The organism is Micromonospora sp. M71_S20 (genome assembly GCF_003664255.1).
Taxonomy (GTDB): Bacteria; Actinomycetota; Actinomycetes; order Mycobacteriales; family Micromonosporaceae; genus Micromonospora.
In genome coordinates this window covers 2,253,389-2,277,421 of sequence record NZ_RCCV01000001.1, presented here as the reverse complement: position 1 = coordinate 2,277,421, position 24,033 = coordinate 2,253,389, and the positions used below count along the sequence as shown (strand labels likewise).

The 24,033-nt window shown below is 72.5% G+C and carries 21 protein-coding genes; 14 read left to right on the top strand and 7 right to left on the bottom strand.

Going from position 1 to position 24,033, the window contains the following annotated elements; translation table 11 throughout:
* The first annotated feature begins 73 nt into the window (after positions 1-73).
* Together DER29_RS10240 and DER29_RS10235 are read left to right on the top strand one after the other, a co-directional pair.
* On the top strand, positions 74-4,441 hold the full coding sequence (locus DER29_RS10240) for a HAMP domain-containing protein (protein WP_121397137.1): 4,368 nt from the start codon (positions 74-76) through the stop codon (positions 4,439-4,441).
* Positions 4,438-4,992, top strand: a complete 555-nt coding sequence (locus DER29_RS10235) for a two-component system response regulator (protein WP_121397136.1) — start codon at positions 4,438-4,440, stop codon at positions 4,990-4,992. Before DER29_RS10240 ends, DER29_RS10235 begins: the two co-directional genes overlap by 4 nt.
* Positions 4,993-5,527: 535 nt before the next feature.
* Here DER29_RS10235 and DER29_RS10230 read toward each other — a convergent pair.
* Positions 5,528-5,863 (bottom strand): STAS domain-containing protein, encoded by a 336-nt coding sequence (locus DER29_RS10230; RefSeq protein WP_121397135.1) that lies wholly within the window; start codon positions 5,861-5,863, stop codon positions 5,528-5,530.
* 575 nt (positions 5,864-6,438) lie between these two features.
* Between DER29_RS10230 and hemL the strand changes: the two genes are divergently transcribed.
* The 6 genes from hemL to ccsB all read left to right on the top strand — a co-directional run bounded on the left by hemL (position 6,439) and on the right by ccsB (position 12,636).
* Positions 6,439-7,776, top strand: coding sequence for a glutamate-1-semialdehyde 2,1-aminomutase (gene hemL / locus DER29_RS10225; protein WP_121397134.1), 1,338 nt, complete (start codon positions 6,439-6,441; stop codon positions 7,774-7,776).
* 124 nt (positions 7,777-7,900) lie between these two features.
* A complete protein-coding gene (locus tag DER29_RS10220; RefSeq protein WP_121397133.1) occupies positions 7,901-8,548 on the top strand; it encodes a histidine phosphatase family protein in 648 nt (215 codons plus the stop codon).
* Positions 8,548-9,123, top strand: coding sequence for a TlpA disulfide reductase family protein (locus DER29_RS10215; RefSeq protein WP_121397132.1), 576 nt, complete (start codon positions 8,548-8,550; stop codon positions 9,121-9,123). Before DER29_RS10220 ends, DER29_RS10215 begins: the two co-directional genes overlap by 1 nt.
* Positions 9,123-9,995: a cytochrome c biogenesis CcdA family protein gene (locus tag DER29_RS10210; protein WP_121397131.1), complete on the top strand. Its 873-nt coding sequence runs from the start codon at positions 9,123-9,125 to the stop codon at positions 9,993-9,995. The genes DER29_RS10215 and DER29_RS10210 overlap by 1 nt, the downstream gene beginning before the upstream one ends.
* Positions 9,995-11,659 (top strand): cytochrome c biogenesis protein ResB, encoded by a 1,665-nt coding sequence (locus DER29_RS10205; protein ID WP_121397130.1) that lies wholly within the window; start codon positions 9,995-9,997, stop codon positions 11,657-11,659. The genes DER29_RS10210 and DER29_RS10205 overlap by 1 nt, the downstream gene beginning before the upstream one ends.
* Positions 11,659-12,636 carry a c-type cytochrome biogenesis protein CcsB gene (gene ccsB, locus DER29_RS10200; protein ID WP_121397129.1) on the top strand — a complete coding sequence of 326 codons (978 nt, stop codon included), beginning with the start codon at positions 11,659-11,661 and terminating at the stop codon, positions 12,634-12,636. Before DER29_RS10205 ends, ccsB begins: the two co-directional genes overlap by 1 nt.
* A gap of 146 nt (positions 12,637-12,782) precedes the next feature.
* Here the strand turns inward: ccsB and DER29_RS10195 are convergent, their stop codons facing one another.
* The 3 genes from DER29_RS10195 to DER29_RS10185 all read right to left on the bottom strand — a co-directional run bounded on the left by DER29_RS10195 (position 12,783) and on the right by DER29_RS10185 (position 15,375).
* Positions 12,783-14,111, bottom strand: a complete 1,329-nt coding sequence (locus DER29_RS10195) for a hypothetical protein (protein ID WP_121397128.1) — start codon at positions 14,109-14,111, stop codon at positions 12,783-12,785.
* Positions 14,111-14,476: a hypothetical protein gene (locus tag DER29_RS10190; protein ID WP_121397127.1), complete on the bottom strand. Its 366-nt coding sequence runs from the start codon at positions 14,474-14,476 to the stop codon at positions 14,111-14,113. Before DER29_RS10190 ends, DER29_RS10195 begins: the two co-directional genes overlap by 1 nt.
* 422 nt (positions 14,477-14,898) lie before the next feature.
* Positions 14,899-15,375, bottom strand: coding sequence for a MarR family winged helix-turn-helix transcriptional regulator (locus tag DER29_RS10185; RefSeq protein ID WP_121397126.1), 477 nt, complete (start codon positions 15,373-15,375; stop codon positions 14,899-14,901).
* A gap of 114 nt (positions 15,376-15,489) precedes the next feature.
* Between DER29_RS10185 and DER29_RS10180 the strand changes: the two genes are divergently transcribed.
* Entirely contained in the window at positions 15,490-16,047 is a 558-nt protein-coding gene (locus DER29_RS10180) for a carboxymuconolactone decarboxylase family protein (protein ID WP_121397125.1), read from the top strand.
* A 127-nt stretch (positions 16,048-16,174) separates the two neighbouring features.
* On the opposite strand, the gene DER29_RS10175 is transcribed toward DER29_RS10180, so the two are convergent.
* On the bottom strand, positions 16,175-17,524 hold the full coding sequence (locus DER29_RS10175; protein WP_148710000.1) for a hypothetical protein: 1,350 nt from the start codon (positions 17,522-17,524) through the stop codon (positions 16,175-16,177).
* 246 nt (positions 17,525-17,770) lie between these two features.
* Between DER29_RS10175 and DER29_RS10170 the strand changes: the two genes are divergently transcribed.
* On the top strand, positions 17,771-19,231 hold the full coding sequence (locus tag DER29_RS10170) for a menaquinone biosynthesis decarboxylase (RefSeq protein ID WP_121397123.1): 1,461 nt from the start codon (positions 17,771-17,773) through the stop codon (positions 19,229-19,231).
* A complete protein-coding gene (gene mqnP / locus DER29_RS10165; RefSeq protein ID WP_121397122.1) occupies positions 19,231-20,142 on the top strand; it encodes a menaquinone biosynthesis prenyltransferase MqnP in 912 nt (303 codons plus the stop codon). The genes DER29_RS10170 and mqnP overlap by 1 nt, the downstream gene beginning before the upstream one ends.
* A 5-nt stretch (positions 20,143-20,147) precedes the next feature.
* Here mqnP and DER29_RS10160 read toward each other — a convergent pair whose 3' ends face one another.
* A complete protein-coding gene (locus DER29_RS10160) occupies positions 20,148-21,152 on the bottom strand; it encodes a terpene synthase (protein ID WP_121397121.1) in 1,005 nt (334 codons plus the stop codon).
* A gap of 195 nt (positions 21,153-21,347) precedes the next feature.
* Here DER29_RS10160 and DER29_RS10155 point away from each other — a divergent pair, with 195 nt between their 5' ends.
* Positions 21,348-21,977, top strand: a complete 630-nt coding sequence (locus tag DER29_RS10155; protein ID WP_121397120.1) for a UbiX family flavin prenyltransferase — start codon at positions 21,348-21,350, stop codon at positions 21,975-21,977.
* Between the two features lie 66 nt (positions 21,978-22,043).
* Here DER29_RS10155 and DER29_RS10150 read toward each other — a convergent pair whose 3' ends face one another.
* The gene (locus DER29_RS10150) at positions 22,044-22,310 is read right to left on the bottom strand and encodes a BldC family transcriptional regulator (protein ID WP_089002465.1); all 267 of its coding nucleotides are present in this window, start codon (positions 22,308-22,310) and stop codon (positions 22,044-22,046) included.
* A gap of 268 nt (positions 22,311-22,578) precedes the next feature.
* Here DER29_RS10150 and DER29_RS10145 point away from each other — a divergent pair, with 268 nt between their 5' ends.
* Together DER29_RS10145 and DER29_RS10140 are read left to right on the top strand one after the other, a co-directional pair.
* The gene (locus tag DER29_RS10145; RefSeq protein WP_101413732.1) at positions 22,579-23,037 is read left to right on the top strand and encodes an Lrp/AsnC family transcriptional regulator; all 459 of its coding nucleotides are present in this window, start codon (positions 22,579-22,581) and stop codon (positions 23,035-23,037) included.
* Between the two features lie 163 nt (positions 23,038-23,200).
* Complete coding sequence (locus DER29_RS10140) at positions 23,201-24,028, top strand: SDR family oxidoreductase (RefSeq protein WP_121397119.1); 828 nt, start codon at positions 23,201-23,203, stop codon at positions 24,026-24,028.
* Positions 24,029-24,033: the final 5 nt, after the last annotated feature.

The following is a 24,033-nucleotide window of genomic DNA, read 5'->3' as shown; positions in this document are numbered from 1 at the left end:
GGGACGGGGCCACGGGCACAATGATGGGATGGCCGGTGTCGGCAGGAGCCGGTGGCCCCGAGCTGAGCGAGGAATGATGACCACGAAACAGTCGGCGACCGTGGACCCGTCCGCGCCCGACCACGAGGCGCTCCTCGGCGAGCTGACCGAGGCGCTGCGGCGGGTGCGTCGGGGCGACCTGAAGGTCCGGCTGCCCCGCCGGGCGGGCCGGGCCGGCGAGGTCGCGGACGCCTTCAACGAGGTCGTGTCGCTCCAGGAACGGCAGTACCTCGACCTGCGGCGGATCAGCCGGATCGTCGGCCGGGACGGCCGGCTCACCGAGCGCCTGGACGACGAGGGCCTGGACGGCTCCTGGGCCGAGGGGCAGCGGGCGGTCAACTCGTTGATCGACGACCTGGGCCGGCCGACCACCGAGATCGCCCGGGTCATCGTCGCGGTGGCCGACGGCGACCTCTCCCAGCACATGGCCCTGGAGATCGACGGCCGGCCGCTGCGCGGTGAGTACCTGCGGATCGGCCGCACGGTCAACACGATGGTCGACCAGCTCTCGTCCTTCTCGAACGAGGTCACCCGGGTCGCCCGGGAGGTGGGCACCGAGGGCAAGCTCGGCGGCCAGGCCGACGTGCGCGGCGTCGCCGGCACCTGGAAGGACCTCACCGACTCGGTGAACACCATGGCGTCGAACCTGACCGGCCAGGTGCGGTCCATCTCCCAGGTAGCGACGGCGGTGGCCAAGGGCGACCTGTCGCAGAAGATCACCGTCAGCGCGCGCGGCGAGGTCGCCGAGCTGGCCGACACGATGAACTACCTCACCGACACCTTGCGGCTCTTCGCCGAGCAGGTCACCCGGGTGGCCCGGGAGGTGGGCACCGAGGGCAAGCTCGGCGGGCAGGCCGACGTGCCGAACGTGGCCGGCACCTGGAAGGACCTGACCGACAGCGTCAACTCGATGGCGTCCAACCTGACCGCCCAGGTGCGCAACATCGCCCAGGTCTCCACGGCGGTGGCCCGGGGCGACCTGTCGCAGAAGATCACCGTGGCGGCGCAGGGCGAGATCCTGGAGCTGAAGGACACCGTCAACACGATGGTGGACCAGCTGTCGTCGTTCGCCGACGAGGTGACCCGGGTGGCCCGCGAGGTCGGCATCGAGGGGAAGCTCGGCGGCCAGGCCCAGGTGCGCGGCGTCTCCGGCACCTGGCGCGACCTGACCGAGAACGTCAACCAGCTCGCCGGCAACCTGACCAGCCAGGTGCGCAACATCTCCCAGGTCTCCACCGCCGTGGCGAAGGGTGACCTGTCGCAGAAGATCACGGTCGACGCCCAGGGCGAGATCCTGGAGCTGAAGAACACCGTCAACACGATGGTGGACCAGCTGTCGTCGTTCGCCGACGAGGTGACCCGGGTCGCGCGCGAGGTGGGTACGGAGGGCAAGCTGGGCGGTCAGGCCCAGGTCAAGGGCGTCTCGGGTACGTGGCGGGACCTGACCGACAACGTGAACTCGATGGCGTCGAACCTGACGTCGCAGGTGCGCAACATCGCCTCGGTCACCACGGCCGTGGCGAAGGGTGACCTGTCGCAGAAGATCACCGTGGACGCCCGGGGCGAGATCCTGGAGTTGAAGTCGACGGTGAACACGATGGTGGACCAGCTGTCGTCGTTCGCCGACGAGGTGACGCGGGTGGCCCGCGAGGTGGGTACGGAGGGCAAGCTCGGGGGCCAGGCCCAGGTGCGCGGTGTCGCCGGCACCTGGCGGGACCTGACCGACAACGTGAACTCGATGGCGTCGAACCTGACCGCCCAGGTCCGCAACATCGCCCAGGTCTCCACCGCCGTGGCGAAGGGCGACCTGTCGCAGAAGATCACCGTGGACGCCCGGGGCGAGATCCTGGAGTTGAAGTCGACGGTGAACACGATGGTGGACCAGCTGTCGTCGTTCGCCGACGAGGTGACCCGGGTGGCCCGCGAGGTGGGTACGGAGGGCAAGCTGGGCGGTCAGGCCCAGGTCAAGGGCGTCTCGGGTACGTGGCGGGACCTGACGGACAACGTCAACTCGATGGCGTCGAACCTGACGTCGCAGGTGCGCAACATCGCCTCGGTCACCACGGCCGTGGCGAAGGGTGACCTCTCCCAGAAGATCACGGTCGACGCCCAGGGCGAGATCCTGGAACTGAAGTCGACGGTCAACACGATGGTGGACCAGCTGTCGTCGTTCGCCGACGAGGTGACCCGCGTCGCCCGCGAGGTGGGCTCGGAGGGCAAGCTCGGCGGCCAGGCCCAGGTGAAGGGCGTCTCCGGCACGTGGCGGGACCTCACCGAGAACGTCAACCAGCTCGCCTCGACCCTCACCACCCAGCTGCGCGCCATCGCGCAGGTCTCCACCTCGGTGACCCGGGGCGACCTGACCCAGCGGATCGCGGTCAAGGCGCAGGGCGAGGTCGCCGAGCTGAAGGACAACATCAACCAGATGATCGTCACCCTCCGGGAGACGACCAAGAAGAACGCCGAGCAGGGCTGGCTCGACTCGAACCTGGCCCGGATCGGCGGCCTGCTCCAGGGGCAGCGCGACCTGGGCGAGGTCTGCCGCATGATCATGATGGAGGTGACCCCGCTGGTCGACGCGCAGCTCGGCGCGTTCTTCCTGGCGGACACGTCCGAGGGCGTGATGCGGCTGCGGTTGACCGCCTCCTACGGCTACGTCGCCCGGGGGCACGAGGTCACCTTCGGCCCCGGTGAGGGGCTGGTCGGCCAGGCCGCCCTGTCCCGCCGCACGATCCGGATGGGCGGGGCGCCGGACGGCAAGCTGATGCTCCGTTCCGGGCTCGCCGAGACCCCGCCGGCCGACCTGGTCGTACTGCCCGTGCTCTTCGAGGGCGAGCTGCTCGGGGTCATCGAGTTCGCCAGCGTGGCGGCCTTCTCCGAGCTGCACCTGTCGTTCCTGGAGCGGCTCGTGCTCACCACCGGCGTCGCCGTCAACACCATCCAGGCCAACCGGCGTACGGAGGAACTGCTCGCGCAGTCGCAGCGGCTCGCCCACGAGATGCAGGAGCAGTCGGCGGAACTCCAGCGCACCAACGCCGAACTGGAGGACAAGGCGCAGCTGCTCTCGGAGCAGAAGGGCAACATCGAGACGAAGAACCGGGAGATCGAGCTGGCCCGGCTCGGCCTGGAGGAGAAGGCCCAGCAGCTCACGAGGGCGTCGGCATACAAGTCGGAGTTCCTGGCCAACATGAGCCACGAGCTGCGTACGCCGCTGAACTCGCTGCTGCTGCTGGCCCGGCTGCTGGCCGAGAACTCGGAGCAGAACCTCACGCCGAAGCAGATCGAGTTCGCCCGGACGATCCACGGCGCCGGCTCCGACCTGCTGTCGCTGATCGACGACATCCTGGACCTGTCCAAGATCGAGGCGGGGCGGATGGACGTCGAGCCCACCGCCGTCCGGTTCGACGACATCCGCGGGTACGTGGAGCAGGCGTTCGCGCCGCAGGCCGAGGAGAAGGGCCTGGACTTCCAGGTACGGATCAGCAAGGACCTGCCGGAGGCGCTGGTCACCGACGCCCAGCGACTCCAGCAGATCCTGCGCAACCTGCTCTCCAACGCGGTCAAGTTCACCGACAACGGGGCGGTGACGCTGCGGATCGCGCCGGCGCCCGACAGCGCCGTCTTCGACGTGCCGGCCCTGACCAACGCGCGGCAGGTCATCGCGTTCACCGTGGTCGACACCGGCATCGGCATCTCCGACGACAAGCTCTCGTTGATCTTCGAGGCGTTCCAGCAGGCCGACGGCACCACCAGCCGTCGCTACGGCGGTACGGGGCTGGGGCTGTCGATCAGCCGGGACCTGGCCCGGCTGCTGGGCGGCAGCATCGTGGTGGCGTCGGCGCCCGGCCAGGGCTCGACGTTCACCCTCTTCGTGCCGGACGTGCTCGCCCCGGACGCGGTGGTCGCGCCGCTGCCGCCGTCACCGGCGCGGGCCGGACTGCCGTCCTCGCTGCTCATGCCGCCGCCGGAGCTGCCCGAGCCGGCCTCCACGCCGGCCACCCGGCGGCTGGAGGGCGCCACCGTGCTGATCGTCGACGACGACGTCCGTAACGTCTTCGCGCTGACCAGCGCGTTGGAACTGCACGGCCTGACCGTGTTGTACTCGGACAACGGGGCGGACGGCGTCCGCCTGCTGGCCGAGCATCCGGAGGTGGACATCGTCCTGATGGATGCGATGATGCCCGATCAGGACGGGTACGAGACGACCCGACAGATCAGGCGCAACCACCGGTTCGCCGACCTGCCGATCGTCTTCCTGACCGCCAAGGCCATGCCCGGCGACCGCGAGTCGGCGCTGGCGGCCGGGGGAAGTGACTACATCACCAAGCCCGTCGACCTGGACGAGTTGATCGAACTCATGTCGTCCTGGATCAGCGGCAGCCGAACCGAGGAGAGTTCGTGACCCAGATGGCAAAGGCGCTGCTGGTGGACGACCGCCGGGAGAACCTGATGGCACTGGAGGCGATTCTCCAGGGCCTGCCGGTCCAGTCCGTCGCCGTCGAGAGCGGCGAGGCGGCCCTGAAGCAGCTGCTGGTCGACGACTTCGCGGTGATCCTGCTGGACGCCCAGATGCCGGACATGGACGGCTTCGAGACGGCCAGCCACATCAAGCGGCGCGAGCGTACGCGGCACGTGCCGATCATCTTCCTCACCGCCGCCGACCGGGACGCCCAGCTGGCGCTGCGCGGTTACGCGGTCGGCGCGGTCGACTACCTGACCAAGCCGTTCGACCCGTGGGTGCTGCGCGCCAAGGTGTCGGTCTTCGTCGAGCTGTGGGTGAAGACCCGGCAGCTCGCGGCCCAGTCGGATCTGGTGCGGGACCGGGACGCGCAGCTGCGGGTGCTGACCGACGCGGTCGACGAGGCCACCGCGATGCTGCGCCTGGACGATCAGGATTCCCGCGACCGAGCGGTGCGGGTCCTGGAACAGGCCCGCTGGGGCAACACCCCCTGACCCACCCCCCGACCCGCCCAAACCGACAGGCCCTGACCCACAGGCCCTGACCACGGCCCGGGCCCTCCGGCCCTCACCCGGGCCCTCCGGCCCTCACCCGGGCCCTCCGGCCCTCACCCGGGCCCTCCGGCCCTCACCCGGGCCCTCCGGCCCTCACCCGGGCCCTCCGGCCCTCACCCGGGCCCTCCGGCCCTCACCCGGGGCCGGACCCGGGCTCCCGGCCCTGCCCGCAGGCCGGTCCGGCCCGCACCCGGGACCGGACTCGGCTCCCGGCCTCGCCCCTCGCCCTCGCCCGTTGATCATGAGGTTGGCCGGGGGAAATGGTCGGATTGTCCGGGCCAACGTCATGATCGACTCCGGGTGGGCGGGGCGTGTGGACACGCCGGGCGGGGGTGTCGGCGTGCGCAGCGAGATCTTGGTAGCTGGCGGCCCCTGGAGGGGCCGTTTCCCGCCAAGATCGCCTCAACCCGTCGTCTGGGCGGGGAGTCCGCGCGTGGAGTGGGCGGGGGAGTCGACGCGTGGGTTGGGCGGGGAGTCAGCCCGTGGTCTGGTCGTTGCGGATCATCAGGGCGCTACGCAGGCCGGTGATGTCCAGGACGCGGAGCAGGAAGTCGCCGACGTTGGTCAGGATCAGCAGGCTCTGCGCGTGGCTGGCCTTGCGGCTGAGTACGACGAGGGTGCCCAGGCCCTGGGAGTCGCAGAAGGTGACCCCGCCGAGGTCGAGCACGATGCGCGGTGGCGGATCGGCGAGGACCTCGTTGACGACGGTCGACAACTGGGCGGCCGTGAGCATGTCGATCTCACCGGCCAGGCGAAGCACAGCTTCGTCGCCCGTCCGGTGTAGCGTGATGGACAGTTCGGCACGATCCACCGGGTCAGCCTAGCGCGATCCGGACCACCCGGCCCGTCGAGCGGGTGGCGACCAAACCAACCGAACGCGACGACCACGCTCCCGAGCACGGAAGCGCCCCCGCGCCAGGGCGACGGCAGCCCGCCCCCGCACGGCAGGACCCGAACCGGATCAGCCCGCATGGCCAGGGACGGGCACACGCCGCACGGCTGGAGACGGGCACAGTCCGCGCGGTCGGGAGCGGGCACACGCCGCACGGCCAGGGACGGCCACACGCCGCACGGCCAGGGACGGGCACACTCCGCGCGGCCAGGGACGGGCACAGTCCGCGCGGCCAGGGACGGGCACAGTCCGCACGGTCGGGAGCGGGTACGCCCCGCATCGAAGGGGAGCGGCAACGCTCCGCACGGCAGGCAACGGGTACGTCCCGCAAGGCCGGGACCGGACGTGCTCCGGGAGGGTCGGGAACGGGTACACCCCGCACGGCGGGAGCGACGCCGCCGGGACGGCGGTGAGGGCCGGCCCGGGTGAGCCTGGTAACCCCCGTGCGGGGTGCCTGCCGATTCGCCGCCCGACGCTGACACAATGGCGGCATCGTGACCGATATGTTTCCCGCCGGATCCGGCCGCTACCCGGCCGACGCACCGGCCTCCGAGGCCCTGTTCGACCGCGCCAAGGCCATCGTGCCCGGCGGGGTGAACTCCCCCGTGCGCGCGTTCCGTGCCGTCGGCGGCACGCCGCGCTTCATGGTCCGGGGGGAGGGGCCCTGGCTCTACGACGCCGACGACCGGCGCTACGTGGACCTGGTCTCCTCCTGGGGCCCGCTGATCCTCGGCCACGCGCACCCGGAGGTCGTGGACGCGATCAGGTCGGCCGCGACCCGGGGCACGAGCTTCGGCACCCCCACCCCGGGCGAGGTCGAGCTGGCCGCCGAGATCGTCGACCGCACCCCGGTCGAGCAGGTCCGGCTGGTCAACTCCGGCACCGAGGCCACCATGTCGGCGATCCGGCTGGCGCGCGGCTTCACCGGCCGCCCCCGGATCGTGAAGTTCTCCGGCTGCTACCACGGGCACTCCGACGGCCTGCTGGCCGCCGCCGGCTCGGGGGTGGCGACCCTCGGCCTGCCCGATTCGCCGGGGGTGACCGGTGCGGCGGCGGGTGACACGATCGTGCTGCCGTACAACGACGTCGCCGCCGTGGAGCAGGCGTTCGCCGCCGAGGGGCAGCACATCGCCGCGATCATCACCGAGGCCGCCGCCGGCAACATGGGCGTGGTCGCCCCGCGCGACGGCTTCAACTCCCAGCTCGCCCGGATCGCGCACGCGCACGGCGCGCTGCTCATCGTCGACGAGGTGATGACCGGGTTCCGGGTCTCCCGCGCCGGATGGCACGGCCTCGACCCCTCCGACGCCGACCTGTGGACGTACGGCAAGGTCATGGGGGGTGGCCTGCCGGCCGCGGCGTTCGGCGGGCGTGCGGAGATCATGGAGCGACTGGCCCCCGCCGGCCCGGTCTACCAGGCCGGCACCCTCTCCGGTAACCCGCTGGCCTGCGCCGCCGGCCTGGCCACCCTGCGGCTGGCCGACGACGCGCTCTACCGCAAGCTGGACGACACGGCCGCCGTCGTGGGCAGGCTCGCCGCCGACGCGCTCGCCGCCGCCGGGGTCCCGCACCGGCTGTCGTACGCGGGAAACATGTTCTCGGTCTTCTTCACCGACGCCGACGTGGTCGACTACGACAGCGCCCGCACCCAGCAGGTGCCGGCGTTCAAGGCGTTCTTCCACGCGATGCTCGCCGGCGGCGTCTACCTGCCGCCGAGCGCGTTCGAGGCGTGGTTCGTGTCTGCGGCGCTGGACGACGCCGCTCTGGAGCAGATCGCCGCCGTACTGCCGGTGGCGGCCAACGCGGCGGCAGCGGCAGGTCACGGAGGGTAGCGGTGAGCGCGAGGAGTGAGCCGGGTCTGCGAGCCCCGCAGTCGCGAACGAAGGGCGTAGCGGTGAGCGCGAGGAGTGAGCCGGGTCTGCGAGCCCCGCAGTCGCGAACGAAGGGGGCGCAGCGGTGAGCAAGACGGTGGTCCACGTGCTGCGGCACGGCGAGGTGCACAACCCGGACGGCATCCTCTACGGCCGGCTGCCGGGCTTCCGGCTCTCCGAGCTCGGCGTGCAGATGGCCAAGGCCGCCGCGCAGGGGCTGGCCGAGCGGGAGGTCGTGCACGTGGTGGCCAGCCCGCTGGAGCGCGCCCAGCAGACGGCCGAGCCGATCGCCGCGCAGTTCGGGCTGCCGGTCGGCGTGGACGAGCGGCTCATCGAGAGCGCCAACTGGTTCGAGGGCAAGAAGGTCTCGCCCGGCGACGGCTCGTTCCGCGACCCGCGCAACTGGTGGGTGCTGCGGGACCCGGTCACCCCGTCCTGGGGCGAGGCCTACCGCGCCATCGCGGAGCGGATGTTCGGCGCCCTGCACGCCGCCCGGGTGGCCGCCGAGGGGCGCGAGGCCGTGCTGGTCTCCCACCAACTGCCGATCTGGACGCTGCGCCGCTACGTCGAGCGCAAGCGGCTCTGGCACGACCCGCGCAAGCGTCAGTGCGGGCTGGCCAGCCTCACCTCCTTCCACTTCGACGGCGCCAAGGTGGTCGGCATCGGCTACTCCGAGCCGGCCGCCCACCTGATCGCGATGTCGCCGACCGCCAGGACGGCCAAGGGAGCCTGATGAACGCCCGGAGGTGGACCGCGGGTCTGCTCGCCGCCGTCGCGACGGTGGCGCTGGCCGGCTGCTCGTCGCACGACGGCGAGAAGGCGTGCGACAACCGGGACGGCATCATCGAGTGCGCCCCCGACCAGCGTTCGGCCGCCCCGAAGCTCGCCGGTGAGCTGCTCACCGGCGGCAGCCACGACGTGGCGAGGGACCGCGGCCAGGTCGTGGTGGTCAACTTCTGGGGCTCGTGGTGCGCGCCGTGCCGGGCGGAGGCGGACGACCTGGAGAACACGTACCAGGCCACGAAGGGCTCCGGGGTGACCTTCCTGGGCATCAACATCCAGGACCAGCGGGACAAGGCGCTCGCCTTCGAGGAGAGCTTCAAGGTCACCTACCCGAGCCTCTTCGACCCGCCGAGCCGGCTGGCGCTCGCCCTGGACATCCCGCCGAACACCATCCCCGCCACCGTGGTGCTGGACCGGGACGGCCGGATCGCCGTCGTGATCCGGGCGGCGGTGAAGCAGGAGGGCCTCCAGCCCATCGTCGAGCGGATCGCCGCCGAGCAGCCGGCACCCAACGGTTCCCGCTGATGGGCGAGACGTTCTCCGAGCTCGCCCAGTCGGGTCCGCTGCTGCTCGCCATCGGCGCGGCGGCGCTCGCGGGGCTGGTCAGCTTCCTCTCCCCGTGCGTGCTCCCGCTGGTGCCGGGCTACCTGTCGTACGTCACCGGCCTCGCCGGCGCGGACCTTGAAACCCGGCGTCCGCGAGTGCGGAAGGGCCAGCCGCCGACGGACGGGCCCCTGTCCGGCGCCGACAGCGCCGCGAGCGGGGAGAACGGCGGCGGGGTGGCGGTGCGCGAGCGCACCGGGGCGCCGAAGGTCGCGGTCAAGGGCCGGGTGCTCGCCGGCACGCTGCTGTTCATCGCCGGCTTCACCGCCGTCTTCACCGCCACCGCGATCCTCTTCGCCGGCGTCGGCCGGGTCTTCTTCGAGTACGAGCGGACGCTGGAGATCGTCATCGGCGCGCTGATCGTCGTGCTCGGGCTGAGCTACGTGGGACTGGTCCCCGGGTTGCAGCGGGAGTTCCGTTTCCAGCGGCTGCCCGCCGCCGGGCTGCTCGGCGCGCCGGTCTTCGGCGCGGTCTTCGCGCTCAGTTGGGTGCCGTGCGCCGGCCCGACCCTCGGCGCGGTGATGGGCATGGCCACCGTCGGCGGGCAGACCGACCGGGCCGTGGTGCTCGCCCTGGCGTACTGCCTCGGGTTGGGGATTCCGTTCGTCGTCTTCGGGCTGGGCTTCGAGCGGCTGCTGGGCGTGTTCCGGGCGGTCCGGCGCAACAGCCGCTGGGTCACCCGGGTGGGCGGGGCGCTGCTGATCCTGATCGGCCTCGCGCTGGTCACCGGCGGCTGGGCGAACTTCGTGATCTGGTTGCAGACCACCGTCGGGGTGGGCGAGGTGAGCATCTGATGACCGCCGTCGACGAGCGGCCCGCACCGCCGGCCGAGGCGCCCCGGCGCCGGCCCAACCGCCTGCTGGCCCTGCTGCGCAACTCGTGGCGGCAGCTCACCAGCATGCGTACGGCCCTGGTGCTGCTCTTCCTGCTCGCGGTGGCCGCCATCCCCGGCTCCGTGCTGCCGCAGCGCGGGGTCAACCCGGAGGACGTGCGGGACTACTTCACCGCGCACCCCGACCTGGCTCCGGTGCTGGACCGGGTCGGGGCCTTCGAGGCGTTCGGCTCGGTCTGGTTCTCCGCGATCTACCTGCTGCTCTTCACCTCGCTGATCGGCTGCATCACGCCCCGGCTGCGCGACCACGTACGGGCGCTGCGGTCGAAGCCGCCGGCCGCGCCGAAGCGGCTGGACCGGCTGCCGCAGCACGCCGTCCTGCCCGCGCCCGAGGGGGGCGCGGCGGCGATCGCGGCGGCGCTGCGCCGGCGGCGCTGGCGGGTGGTGGTGCGCGGCGACGAGGTCTCCGCGGAGAAGGGCTACCTCAAGGAGACCGGCAACCTGCTCTTCCACAGCTCGTTGGTGCTCGTGCTGGTCGGCGTCGCGCTCGGCTCCTGGTACGGCTGGAGCGGCAACAAGCTGCTGGTGGCCGGCGCGGACAACGCGTTCTGCAACACCCGCCAGCAGTACGCCGAGAGCAAGCTCGGCCCTCGCGTCGACAGCGCCGACCTGCCGGGCTTCTGCATCCAACTCGATGACTTCCACGCCCGGTTTCTGGAGTCCGGCCAGCCGGAGTTCTTCGACGCCGAGGTGACCGTCGACGAGGCGAACGGGGAGCGGCGGCGGGCCAACTTCTCGGTCAACTCCCCACTGCGCCTCGACGGCGCGAACGTCTACCTGCTGGGCCACGGCTACGCCCCGGTGATCCGCTACACGGACCGGTTCGGCAAGAGCCAGACCAGCAACTTCCCGTTCCTGACCACGGGCGACGTGGGGCTGACCAGCGAGGGGCTGGCGGCCTTCCCGGACATCAACGTCGACCCCGCGACGGGCGAGCGGGGCGAGAACCTCCAGATGGCCTTCTCCGGCCTCTACCTGCCGACCGCACCGGCCGCCGCGCCGTTCGCCCGCTCCGAGTACCCGACCGAGCGGAACCCCGCGCTGAACCTCGTCGCGTACCGGGGCAACCTGGGCATGGACGCCGGCATCCCCGGCTCGGTCTACGAGTTGGACCAGCGGCAGGTGCGGGCCGGCAAGGTCAAGGAGGTCGGCACGAAGCTGCTCCGCAAGGGCGAGACCTGGCAGCTGGACGACGGCACCACTGTCGAGTTCCTGGGCACCGTGCCGTACATCACGCTGTCGGTCCGGTACGACCCCGGCTCGACGCTGCTGCTGGTCAGCTCCGCCGTCCTGCTGGTCGGGCTGATGGGTTCGCTGTTCGGGCGGCGCCGCCGGGTCTTCTTCCGGGTGCTGCCGGCCGGTGCCGCCGACCCCACGAGTGGATCTCCGACGAGCGGTAGTAGTTTGGTCGAGGCCGGTGGCCTGCCGCGCACCGACCATCCCGGGTTCGCCGACGAGTTCGCGCAGCTCGTGGCCGCCATCGGCGGCGACGGGCGGTCGGACGAGGAGGCCGGTGTCGACCGCGACGGCGGCGACCGGGCCGGAGCGCGAGAAGGAGCCGAGTGATGTCCGCACTCTCCGACCAGTTGGTGTCGTTCGCGATCCTGGCGTACCTGATCGCGATGATCAGCCACGCCGTCGAGTACGCGCTCGGCAACGCCCGCGCCCGGGTGGCCGCGGCGCCCGCCCGTGAGCTGGTCGGCGCCGGTGTCGGCGCGGCCGGGGGCGGCACCCCGGACGCACCTGTCGCGAGCGGGGCGTCGGCGGCCGAGCGCACCGCCCGGCGCGCCCGGCTGGCGGGCCTGGCCGCCGTCGCGGCCACCGCGCTCGGGGCGCTGCTGCACCTGGGGGCGCTGGTCACGCGCGGTCTCGCCGCCGACCGGATGCCCTGGGGCAACATGTACGAGTTCGTGCTCACGGGCACCTGGATCGGTGTCGCCGGCTGGCTGGTGGTGCTCTGGAAGCGGCCGCAGCTGCGCCGCCTCGGGCTGTTCCTGTCGCTGGTGATGGTGCTGCTGGTGGCGACCGCCGAGCTGGTGCTCTACACCCCGATCGTGCCGCTGGTGCCGGCGCTCAACTCGTACTGGTTCGTCATCCACGTCTCGACGATCGTCTTCGCCTCCGGCATCTTCCTGCTGGGCGCGGTGCCGGCGGTGGCGTTCCTGATGCGCGCCGGCTACGAGCAGGGCCGGCGGAGCTTCCCGTACACGCTGGCGAAGCGGCTGCCGGCGGCGGCGGCGCTGGAGCGGCTGACCTTCGTGCTGCACGCCTTCGCGTTCCCGGTCTTCACCTTCGCGGTGATCGCCGGGGCGATCTGGGCCGAGGCGGCCTGGGGGCGGCCGTGGGGCTGGGACCCGAAGGAGACCTGGTCGTTCATCTCCTGGGTGATCTACGCCGGCTACCTGCACGCCCGGGCCACCCCGAGCGTGAAGCGGAACGTGGCGACCTGGCTCGCCGTCGTCGGCTTCCTCACGATGCTGATGAACCTGTTCGGCGTGAACATCTTCTTCGAGGGACTGCACTCCTACGGGGGTCTGGACTGATCACCTGCGGGTGACCCGGACCGCACGTGCGCCCGCCGCTGTCCCGCTGATCCGGAGACGGCCCACGGCGGGCGGATGACGGCCGCGTCGACGCGTGCGGTGGGCGGCCTTGCCGGGCCACCCACCGCAGGTCACCGGGTCACCGGTCAGGCCGCGTCGTCCAACTGCCGCCGGACGAGCCGTTCGGTGGCGGTGGCCCCCGTCGGCTGCAACCCGGCGCCGGCGTTCTGCGCCTGTACGTCGATGGTCACCGCGATCCGGTCCGTACCGGCGATGATCATTTCGAAGACCTTGGCGAACCGGACCTCCATCTCCTTGCCGTGGTCATCGGTGATGACCAGTCGGCCGCCCTGCGGCGCCTCGTGCAGCTGCCGCGTCCGCAGGCCGGTGATGTCCTTGTAGCGGAAGTCGAAGGCGTCGGCGTTCGACACGATGCACTTGACGAAGTCCCACTCGCAGGAGAAGACCGAGATGCGGGTCTGTCCGAGGAGCAGGATGACGAACTTGTACCGCGAGAACCGTCGGATGCCGTCCTTTCCCACGGCCTGTTCGGTGGGCGAGGCGGGGCCGATGACGAGTTGCGGCTCGCAGATCAGGTCGTCCAGTTCCCGGTCGAGGTGCCGCAGGGCGTGGTCGAGAACTCCGAACTTGTCGAAGTGCAGCCACATGTCCATCTGCTCGTCGCTCGGCTTCGGCTCGGCCGCCGCGAGGTCGCGCTCGTACTTCGACGTGAGCGCGTTGTACTGGCTGAACCCCTTGACCAGCAGGACGATGCCGCCCGCACCCACGAGCACCGCGAGGCAGAGGTAACCGGACTCCGACAACGACGCGATCATGAGGATGAGCGCGACGGCCAACCCGATGCCGCCGGCGACCATCATGGCCTGCGGGCCACCGGTCACGGGCGGCACGGGGGTGCGGACGAAGTACTTGCGTACGTTCGGTTTGCGTTCCTCGATGCCGGCCTGCGCCACGGCGACGGTGGCCTTCCACAGCCGGTTCTCGCGGTTGCCGAGGAAGGGGGCGATCTCGGCCGCGTGCACCGGATCGATGTCGCCGGCTCCGGCCTCGAGGTCGGCGACGGACGGGCCCGGGTCGTGGCGGTCGGCGTAGTGGTCGCGCTTGACGGCGACCCAGAGCGCACGGACGTGCGCCGCGGCGGGATCGACCTGGAGCGCCCTGCCCAGGTGCTCCTCCACCCGGGCCATCACCTGCTGAGCCTCCCGACCCATCCGGCTGGGGCGTCGGCCGCCGAGGAGTGCGAGAGCCAGGTAGTAGTGCGGGTCGGAGCCGGGGGCACCCTTGGCGATCGCCTCCGTGAAGTACTCGGCCGCCCTCTTGTACAGCCGTTCGGCGACGGCCCGCCGCCCGTAGCTCATCAGCTCCTCCGGGCCGTCGGAGGGGTTGATGTGCACGGCGTCGGCGTTGATCTGGGCGCCGAAGACCCGCTGGTGCCGCTGGTCGAAGGTGGTCATCAGGATCCCCCGCCCAACGTGTTCCAGATGGTCGCCATCGCCCCGCCGATCGCCGCGAGCGGTGCCGCCGCCTGCAACGCCTCGATGGCCTTCCGCAGCCGCCGCGAGGCTTCCGCCTGGTCGTCGCGGGTCAGGCTGCGGGTGGCGGCGTGCAGGTCGTCGGCGACGGAGCGGCCGGCGCGCTGGTCGAGGGCGCCGCTGCTGGCGGCCCGTTCCACCTCCCGCAGGATGGCCTCCAGGCGACGGACGACCTCCGCCGGGGCGACGTTGTCGGGGAGGCGTTCGAATGTGCTGTTCCGCAGATCGATGTGATCGGCGTTGAACTGCTGGTGCACGTGCTGGTGGTCCTGATGAAAGGTGGCCATCGCCAACCGTCACCCCCATCTTTTTCGATGGAAACAGTTTCGGATGGTGGTGACGGAACCATTGGAATTGTCTGCGGGCAATGTCGGAAGATGTACGCCCCCGGGTGGGTCCGGCGCGGCCCGACTGAACGTCCGGCAATTTGCGCATGGACGGTGCTGGCCGCGTTCGCACGCGGTGTGTTAGCAGGTGGCCGAAAGGCCTATGACGGGCTCGGGCGACCCGGGAGAGGCGGCTGTCGACGGGTGGTCCGGGCCGGTCCGCGGGGCCGTGCGGGGCGCGCCGTTCGGGCTTCGACCGTTCGGGCGACGGCGACCGGGGGTCTTGACGACGGGCGGCCGTGCTGCTGCCGACCCCGCCGGGCGCTCGTCCACCGCCGCTCCCGGGCCCCGTTGCCCAGCGAGCGCGGGCGACGGTGCGGTGGTCAGCCGCCGAACCAGCCGGGCACGTCGAGGCGGAACGGGTTGGCCGGGGTGACCGCGCGCAGGTCGTCCTCCAGGGCGGCGACCCGGTCGGGGCCGAGGGTGGCGGCCCACCGCTGCCGGAGCTGGTCGAAGACGGCCGCCGAGCGGCGCAGGCCGTCCAGGCCGTGCGGGGTCGCCCGGACCAGCTTGCGCCGCGCGTCGCGCGGGTCGTCGGCGCGCTCCAGATAGCCGAGGGCGACCAGCCGGTCGACCGTCTTGCCGGCTGCCTGCTTGGAGACGCCGAGCCGCTGGCCCAGCTCGGTGGCGGTGGTGCCCTCGGCGCCGACGGCCTGGAGGACGAAGCCGTGCAGCGGCCGCAGCTCCGGGTGTCCCTGCCGGGCCAGCTCCGCGTGCAGGTCGTCGATGAGCGTACGGAAGCCGGCCAGCAGCAGCAGGGGCAGCAGGAAGCCGGGCCGGTCGGGTTCAGCCGTTGCCACGTTCGACAACCTCGTTTACTATTTCGACAACCACGTTGACGATTCTACGTCCACCTACGGCGCGTCGCCGGTCGGGCCGCGCCGGCCGTCTCCGACCCCGAGAGCAGGTTTTCCGTGCCCCCGTTCACCGCGCACACCGCCGACACCGCACCCGCCGCCGCACGGCCGGTCATCGAGGGCGTACGCCGCCGGCTCGGACACCTGCCCGCCGCGGTCGGCCTGATGGCCGAGTCCCCGGAACTGCTCACCGGGTTCCTCACCGTCAACGGCATCTTCGAGAAGTGCGCCCTCGACCCCGTCGAGCGGGAGGTCGTCGTCATGACGGTCGCCACCCGCAACGAGTGCCACCTCTGCGTCGCCATGCACACGGCCGCACTCACCCGGCACGGCGCGACGCCCGGGCTGATCGGCGCGCTGCGCGCCGGCACGCCCCTGCCCGACGACCGGCTGGAGGCCCTGCGCCGCTTCACCCTCGCCGTGCTCGACCACCGGGGCGCGGTTCCCGAGGACGGGATCAAGGCCTTCCTGGCGGCCGGCTACCAGCGCCGGCACGCCCTGGACGTGGTGCTCGGTGTCGGTACGTACACCATCTCCACCCTGGCCAACCGGCTCACCGGCGCCCCGCTCGACCCGCCCGTGGCCGCGTACGCGTGGGAGCCGACCGCCCGCTGACGAACCTGTCCTGGGTCGATCTCGGACCCGCACCCGGCGGCCGGGGCGCGAAGGCCGGCCACGGTACGCCCGTGGCCGGCCTTCCTCGTCGGCCCCGCCCCGGTCCAGGGCGGGCGCGGGGGTCCGGTCAGCCGAGGGTGACCGGGGCGGCGTCGTTGGTCGGATCGTCGTCCGGACGCGGGTAGTTGTGGAATACCCGCACCTCGCCGGGGGCGCCCGTCGGCCCGTCGATCCGCAGGTCGAACGGAATCGTGAAGCTCTGCCCGGCGGGGAACACGGTCCCCTGCCAGCAGACCCAGGCCGTCGGAGCGCTGCCCTCGCCGTCCTGGGTCGGCCCGCAGCCGGGCGGGGTGGCCAGCACGGTCACTCCGGCCGGTGGGGTGAAGATCATCGCGCTGGTGTTGCCGCCGGAGACGGTGTTGTCCGGCACGCCCGGACCGTCGTTGCGGATCCCCACGTCCACCCGGAGGGTGTCACCGACGGCACCGGTGACGGTGGCGGCCACGGCGACGACGTCGAAGGCGCCGTGGATGCCGGGCAGGTAGGTGCTGCCGTAGGCGTCGCCGGTGACGATCGGATCGAGCGGCTCGCCGACCGGCCGCAGCCGGAGCGCGCGGTCGGCCTCCCGACGGGTCAGCCGCACGCCGTCGGGCAACGGCCCCGCGGTGGCCAGCGGCTCCACGAACTGGGTGATGCGCTTGTCGCCCAGGGCGGCCGGACCGACCGTGGTGGCGAGGCCGTTGCGCAACTCGTGCCGGATCCCGGGCGCGAAGGTGCCCCGCACGGTGCAGACCACCACCGTGGCGAGCACGGCGTCGGTGCCGTACCGGCAGTTCCGGTAGCTGGCGGGTTGCAGACCCACCGGAAAGCGGAGGGTCAGCCGGAGATCCCCGGCCGGCTGGTCACCGGCGTTGACCACGGCCACCGGCAGGGCGTGGACGTCGCCGACGTCCACGCCCTGGACGCGCTCGTCGACCAGGTCGAGCAGGTCGGGACCGGAGCGCACGCTGACGGTCGCCTGATGGGTGTACGGCTCCAGTCCGTCGGCCCGCACCGTGTAGTCCAGCGTGCCGGTCGCGCCGTCGACGGCGCCGGGCGCGGCGCGGAACACCACCGGCACCGTGCCGTTGACGGTGCCGTACTCGTCCGGGGTCGCCCCCGGCGGCATCGGGCAGGTGACCGAGGTGCCCTCGGTGACACACCAGTCGGGGAAGCTGGCCGTGGCGACGCCGGCGAGACCGGTCAGGTCGACGGTGACCCGGGGGGCCGTCGCGCCGGTGCTGCTCAGCTCCAGCCGCGCCGTCCGGCCGGGCGCGCCGGCCGCGCCGACGGTGAGGTCGTTGAACCAGCCGCTGACCTGGCCGGCGTCGGTCTCCGCCGCAGCCGGACCCGCCGCCGTGCCGGTTGCCGCCGCGACCACGGCCAGCACGGTCAGGGCGCGCAGGATCCTGCTGTGCGGGACACGCACAGATCTCATCGATCTCCTTCGTGGGTGAGGCCGGTCCGGAAGGCCACGGTGGGCATCACGACCGGTCCGATCGGCGGACCCGATCCTAGTGATCACCGGCCGTCCGGTCCGGCCCGTCGGAGCGCCGGTGATCGATGGCCCGGCCCTCCGCCGGCCGAAGCGACCGGGCCGTTCCCGCGCCGCCCGACCGGTGATCGTCGGTGTCACACCACCCGGCGTGGTCGCCGCCCAGGTCGGTGCGGGAGACTGGCAGGCATGGCGGCTCGTGGCTTCCCGTACACCGATCTCAAGGACTTCCTCGCGGCGCTGGAGCGCGCGGGCGAGTTGCGGCGGGTGAGCGCCCCGGTCGATCCCACCCTGGAGATCAGCGAGATCGTCACCCGGACGGTCCGCGCGGGCGGCCCGGCGCTGCTCTTCGAGCGACCCACCCGGGGCGAGATGCCGGTGGCGATCAACCTCTTCGGCACCGAGAAGCGGATGGCGATGGCGCTCGGCGTCGAGTCGCTGGACGAGATCGGCGAGCGGATCGGCAACATGCTCAAGCCGGAGCTGCCGGTGGGCCTCTCCGGGATGATGGACGGCCTCGGCAAGGTCAGGCAGCTCACGTCGATGCCGCCCAAGAAGGTCAGGACCGCCCCCTGCCAGCAGGTGGTCTACCGGGGCGACGACGTCGACCTGGACCGGCTGCCGGGGTTGCAGGTCTGGCCGGGTGACGGCGGGATCTTCCACAACTTCGGGCTGACCCACACGAAGCACCCGGAGACGGGCAAGCGCAACCTGGGGCTGTACCGGTTGCAGCAGCACTCGCGGAACAGCATCGGCATGCACTGGCAGATCCACAAGAACTCCACGGCGCACCACGCGGTCGCCGAGCGGCTCGGGCAGCGGCTGCCGGTGGCGATCGCCATCGGTACCGACCCGGCGGTCGCCTACTCGGCCAGCGCGCCACTTCCCGCCGACATCGACGAATACCTGTTCGCCGGGTACCTGCGTGGGGAGCGGGTCGAGATGGTGGACTGCCTGACGGTCCCGCTGCAGGTGCCGGCGCACGCGCAGATCGTCCTGGAGGGCTACATCGAGCCGGGTGAGCGGCTCCCGGAGGGCCCGTTCGGCGACCACACCGGCTTCTACACGCCGGTGGAGCCCTTCCCGGTGATGCACATCGAGTGCATGACCACGCAGCGCGACCCGGTCTACCACTCGATCGTCACGTCGCAGCCCCCGCAGGAGGACCACGGCCTCGGCAAGGCCACCGAGCGGATCTTCGCGCCGCTGCTGCGCTTCCTGATCCCGGACATCGTCGACTACGACCTGCCGGCCGCCGGGGTCTTCCACAACTGCGCGATCGTGTCGATCCGCAAGCGCTACCCGAAGCACGCCCAGAAGGTGATGAACGCGATCTGGGGCGCGCACATGATGTCGCTGACCAAGCTGATCGTGATCGTCGACGAGGACTGCGACGTGCACGACTACAACGAGGTCGCCTTCCGCGCCTTCGGCAACGTCGACTACGCCCGGGACCTGCTGCTCACCGAGGGCCCGGTGGACCACCTGGACCACGCCTCCTACCAGCAGTTCTGGGGCGGCAAGGCGGGCGTCGACGCGACCCGCAAGCTGCCCGAGGAGGGCTACACCCGGGGCTGGCCGGAGGAGATGCGGATGGCCCCCGAGGTCGTCTCCCTGGTCGACAAGCGCTGGAAGGAGTACGGCATCTGATGGCCACCGCCGTCGAACCGGCGCAGCGGCCGGGCCGGGTGAAGTCCTTCCTAAAGCTGGTGGCGATCGAGCACTCCGTGTTCGCGCTGCCGTTCGCGTACCTGTCGGCGCTCACCGCCATGCAGGTCGACGGGGGGCGGGTCCGGTGGCTGGACCTGCTGCTGATCACCGTGGCGATGGTCGGCGCGCGGACGTTCGCGATGGCCGCGAACCGGATCCTGGACCGCCGGATCGACGCGCGGAACCCGCGTACCGCCGGCCGGGAACTGGTCACCGGGGCGGTCAGCGTGCGGACGGCCTGGACCGGCGCGGCCGTCGCGCTCGTGGTCTTCCTCGCCGCCGCCGCCCTGCTCAACCCGCTCTGCCTGGTGCTCGCGCCGCTCGCGGTGGTGCCGCTGGTCGTCTACCCGTACGGCAAGCGGTTCACCAACTGGCCGCACGCGATCCTGGCCGTCGCCCAGGCCGTCGGCCCGGTCGGCGCCTGGCTGGGCGTCACCGGCACCCTCGACGGCTCCTGGCCGGCGTGGCTGCTCGGCGTGGCCGTCGGCCTCTGGATCGGCGGCTTCGACCTCATCTACGCCTGCCAGGACGCCGAGGTGGACCGGCAGATCGGCGTGCACAGCGTGCCGGCCCGCTACGGGCTGCGGTTCGCGCTGCACGCCTCCACCGTGGCGCACGTGGTGACGTTCGCGCTGTTCCTCTGGTTCGGGGCGCTGGTCGGCTTCGGCTGGCTCTGGTGGATCGGGCTGGGGCTGACCGCCCTCGCCTTCGGCTACCAGCACCTGGTGGTCAGCCCGACCGACCTGAGCAAGGTCAACCGGGCCTTCTTCACCGCCAACGGCTTCGTCGGCATCGCGCTGTTCGTCTTCGCCCTGCTCGACCTGGTCGTCCGCCTCGGCCTGCGCGCCTGACCGAGTCAGGAGGGGGTCCCTCCGCTGGCGGAGGCGTCGACGAGGCGCCCTCCCCCGCCGCCGTAGCGGGTGCTCTCCAGGGTCCAGTCGACGGTGGCCCGGACGGCGTTCGCCACCCCGTCGAGGTGGTCGGCGACCGCCCGGTCCAGCGCCGGGCCGAACGACGGCACCGCGGCGCGCAGCTCGACGAAGCGCCGCATCGACGCCCGCCAGCGCTCGGCCGTCAGGCCGACCGCGGTCTCCACCGGCACCCGCCGCTCGGCCGCCGTCGCGAGCACCAGGTTGTGCCCGCCGGAGGTGGCCTCGTCGCGTTCCAGCGAGGCGAGGTCGTTGTACCAGGAGAGCAGGTCGTTGCCGGTGTCGGCGATCTCCCGCAGCAGCGGGTGGTGGTGGACCGGGTCGGGCAGCGGGCGGCCGGTGACGAACTCCACCAGCGGATACGACACGTACGCGGCGGAGGTGGCGCGCCGCAGCGCGACGTACTCGGCGACGCCGGGACGGCGGCCGGCCGCCTTGTTCACCGCCTCCCGCCAGGTGCCGTCGAGATGGTCGGCGACGGCCTCGGCGAAGCGCACCCGCCAGCGGGCCGGCATCCGCCGGCGCGGCTCCCGCCACCCGCGCACCAGCAGCCGCCTCAGCGGCCCGGTCAGGCCGGCGTGCCGGAGCCGGGGACCGGCGTGCAGCAGCGTGAGCGCGCCGGCGCGCAGCGCCCGGATCTGGTCGGGGCCGAGCCGGCCCGGCCGGTCACACGCGTCGTCGACCAGGAAGAACCAGGTGAACAGCGCCGTCAGCGCCCGCAGGTCGGCCTCGGCGGCGCCGGGGTAGAGCCGGCCGGCGTACCGGGCGACGCCGGCGTGCGCCAGCCGTTGTGGCGCCCCGTCGTCAGCCGCCGGGCCGAGGCCCGGCAGCAGGTCGCCGACCAGCCACTCCTGCACCCGGTCGGCGTACGGCGAGAGCCGGGGCGGGATGGGGCACTCGGACCGTAGCGACCGCAGGACCTCGCCGGTCATCACCGATTCCTCCCGGGTGCGATCCCGCTACGCGTGGGAATTGCCACCGGCAGCATGTCAGGCCGTCGGGATGGGCGCGCTCCCGACCCGACATCGCGCCCGTCGGGGCACAACCGACGCCCGAGCGGGACATCACGGACGCTCCGGGCGGGGGTGCCCGGCGCCGGGACGGGGCGACCAGGCAGGCTGGAGGGCATGCGCGAACCATGGGTGGTCGGAGTCTCCGGGGCGTCCGGCACGCCGTACGCGGCGGCCGTCGTGCGGGCGTTGCTCGACGCCGGCGAGGCGGTGGACCTGATCGTCTCCCGGGCCGCCCGGCTGACCGTCCTCGACGAGACCGGGCGCCCGTTCCGGGACGCACACTGGACCGAGGACCTCGCCGCCTGGCTGGGCCGCGACCTCGCGGGGGCCGACGTGCGGCACTGGCCCGCCGGCGACCTGGCCGCCGGCCCGAGCAGCGGCTCGTACCGGGTACGCGGGATGGCGGTGGTCCCGGCGAGCACGGCGGCCTGCGCCGGCATCGCGATCGGGCTCTCCAAGGACCTGTTGCAGCGGGCCGCCGAGGTCAACCTCAAGGAGCGCCGGCCGGTGGTGGTGGTGCCCCGGGAGACGCCGGTGACCCGCAGCCACCTGGAGCACCTGATCGCGCTGCACGACGCCGGAGCGGTCGTGTTGCCGGCCAGCCCCGGCTTCTACGGCGCGGGGGCGGCGGCCTCCGCCCCGCAGCTCGTCGACTTCGTGGCCGGCAAGGTGCTGGACGCCCTCGGCGTACCGCACACGCTGTTCCGTCGTTGGTCGGGTGAGCTGGGCGTGGCGCGGGAGTGACCCGGGCCCGGCTCACCGGGACGCGGACCGGAGCTTGCGTCCGGCCCGCGTGACGATCCGCACCATTCAATACATTCCGGCGTTGGCCGGGCCCGGCCCGGTCGAGGCGGCCGGCCCCGCGTTACGCGGTTTGCCGACGTCTTCCGCCTCGTCCAACATGCCCTCCCCCTCAAGCAGGGCCCGCACCTCGGATTCCCGAAACCGGCGATGCCCGCCTGGAGTCCGGATGCTGCCTATCCGGCCCGCCGCTGCCCATCGCGTCACAGTCTTCGGGTCAACCCGAAACAGCGCGGCAACTTCACCCGGTGTCAGCAGGCGATCTCCAGTGTCCACAGCCCCCTCCTCGCGTCGACGAAGCCCCCGGCTGAACACACTGCCCCCGGCCGGTGCGAGCCCAGAGCCGTCATGAGGGACGTATGGCAATTACAGCACCAGCGACCTGGCCTGTCCGCCAAACGCGAAAAACGCACTGAGTGGGAAGTTAGGAAATATTACCTGCGTGCGGCTCCCTTGACTGCGAGTTTGCGAACGACTACACCCTGTCATGTCCAACGCGCGCCGGATGCCCGACGTTACGCCCCGACCGCTAGGGTCACAGTCCGTGGACGCCATCGACCTGAGCCTCGTGGAGCTGCTACGCGGCAACGCCCGCCTGTCCTACGCCGAGCTGGCCCGGCAGGTCGGCCTCTCCGCGCCCGCCGTGCACGAGCGGGTCGGCAAGCTGGAGTCCAGCGGCGTGATCCGGGCCTACCGGGCGGAGGTGGACCCCGAGGCGATCGGTTTCGCCGTCACCGCGCTCATCGGCATCGTCGAGGACTCCGGCGGCGACACCGACGACGTGCTGGAGGCGTTCCGGCAGATGCCCGAGATCGAATCCTGCTACTTCATGGCCGGCGTCGAGTCGTTCATGCTCAAGGCCCGGGTGGGCACCATCGCCGAGCTGGAGCGGCTCATCGTGCGGCTGAACCGGACCCCGGGGGTCGCCTCCACCCGGACCGGCATCGCCCTGTCCACGAAGTGGGAGAACCGGCCACAGGCCCCGGTGCCGCCCGCCGCCTGACCCGCCGCCCGCCGGCCCTCGACCGCCCCGACAGCCGCATCCCGCCACCTCCGGCCCTCGGCCCCTGGACAGCACGTCCGGCCGGCGCTGGTGCGCGGTCGCCGGAGAGCCCGCGTCCGGCCGGCTCTGGCGCACCGTCGCCGGGCGGCGATAGCGTGCGCCGATGACGAAGCCAGCCCGCGGGACGGCGGTGGTCACCGGCGCGGCCGGCGGCCTCGGCCGCGCCATCGCCGCCGCGCTGCACGCCGACGGCTGGCCGGTGCTCCTCACCGACCACGACGACCAGGCGGTGGCCCGTGCCGCCGCCCCGCTGGGCGGCTGGTCGCGCCGGCTGGACGTACGCGACGAGGACGCCTGCGCCGCCGTCGCCGCCGAGGCCGCCGGCCGGGGCGGGCTCGGCCTCTGGGTGAACAACGCCGGGATCCTCGTCACCGGCCCCTCCTGGGAGCACGACGCGCCGACCCGCCGCCGGGTGATGGAGGTCAACGCCCTCGGCGCGATGAACGGCACCCTCGCCGCGCTGGCCGTCATGCGGGAACAGGGGCACGGGCACGTGGTCAACGTCGTGTCGCTGGCCGGCCTGGTGGCCGCGCCCGGCGAGACCGTCTACGCGGCCAGCAAGCACGCCCTCGTCGCGTTCAGCATCGGCACCCTCGCCGACCTGCGGCTGGCCGGGCATCGGCGCGTACACGTGTCGTGCCTGTGCCCGGACGGGATCTGGACGCCGATGCTGCACGACCGGCTCGACGACCCGGGCGCCGCGGCCTCCTTCACCGGGACGCTGCTGACCCCCGAGCGGGTGGCCCGGCGGGCCGCGCGACTGGCCCGGCGGCCCCGCCCGGTGGTCAGCGTCCCCCGCTGGCGCGGCGCGCAGGTCCGGCTCCTCGACGCGCTGCCCGGCGCCGCCGTGCGGCTCGCCCCGCTGATCCTCGCGGCCGGCAGGGCCGGTCAGCGCCGCCAGCGCCGCCGGACCGGAGCCGATCCGCGGTGAGCCGG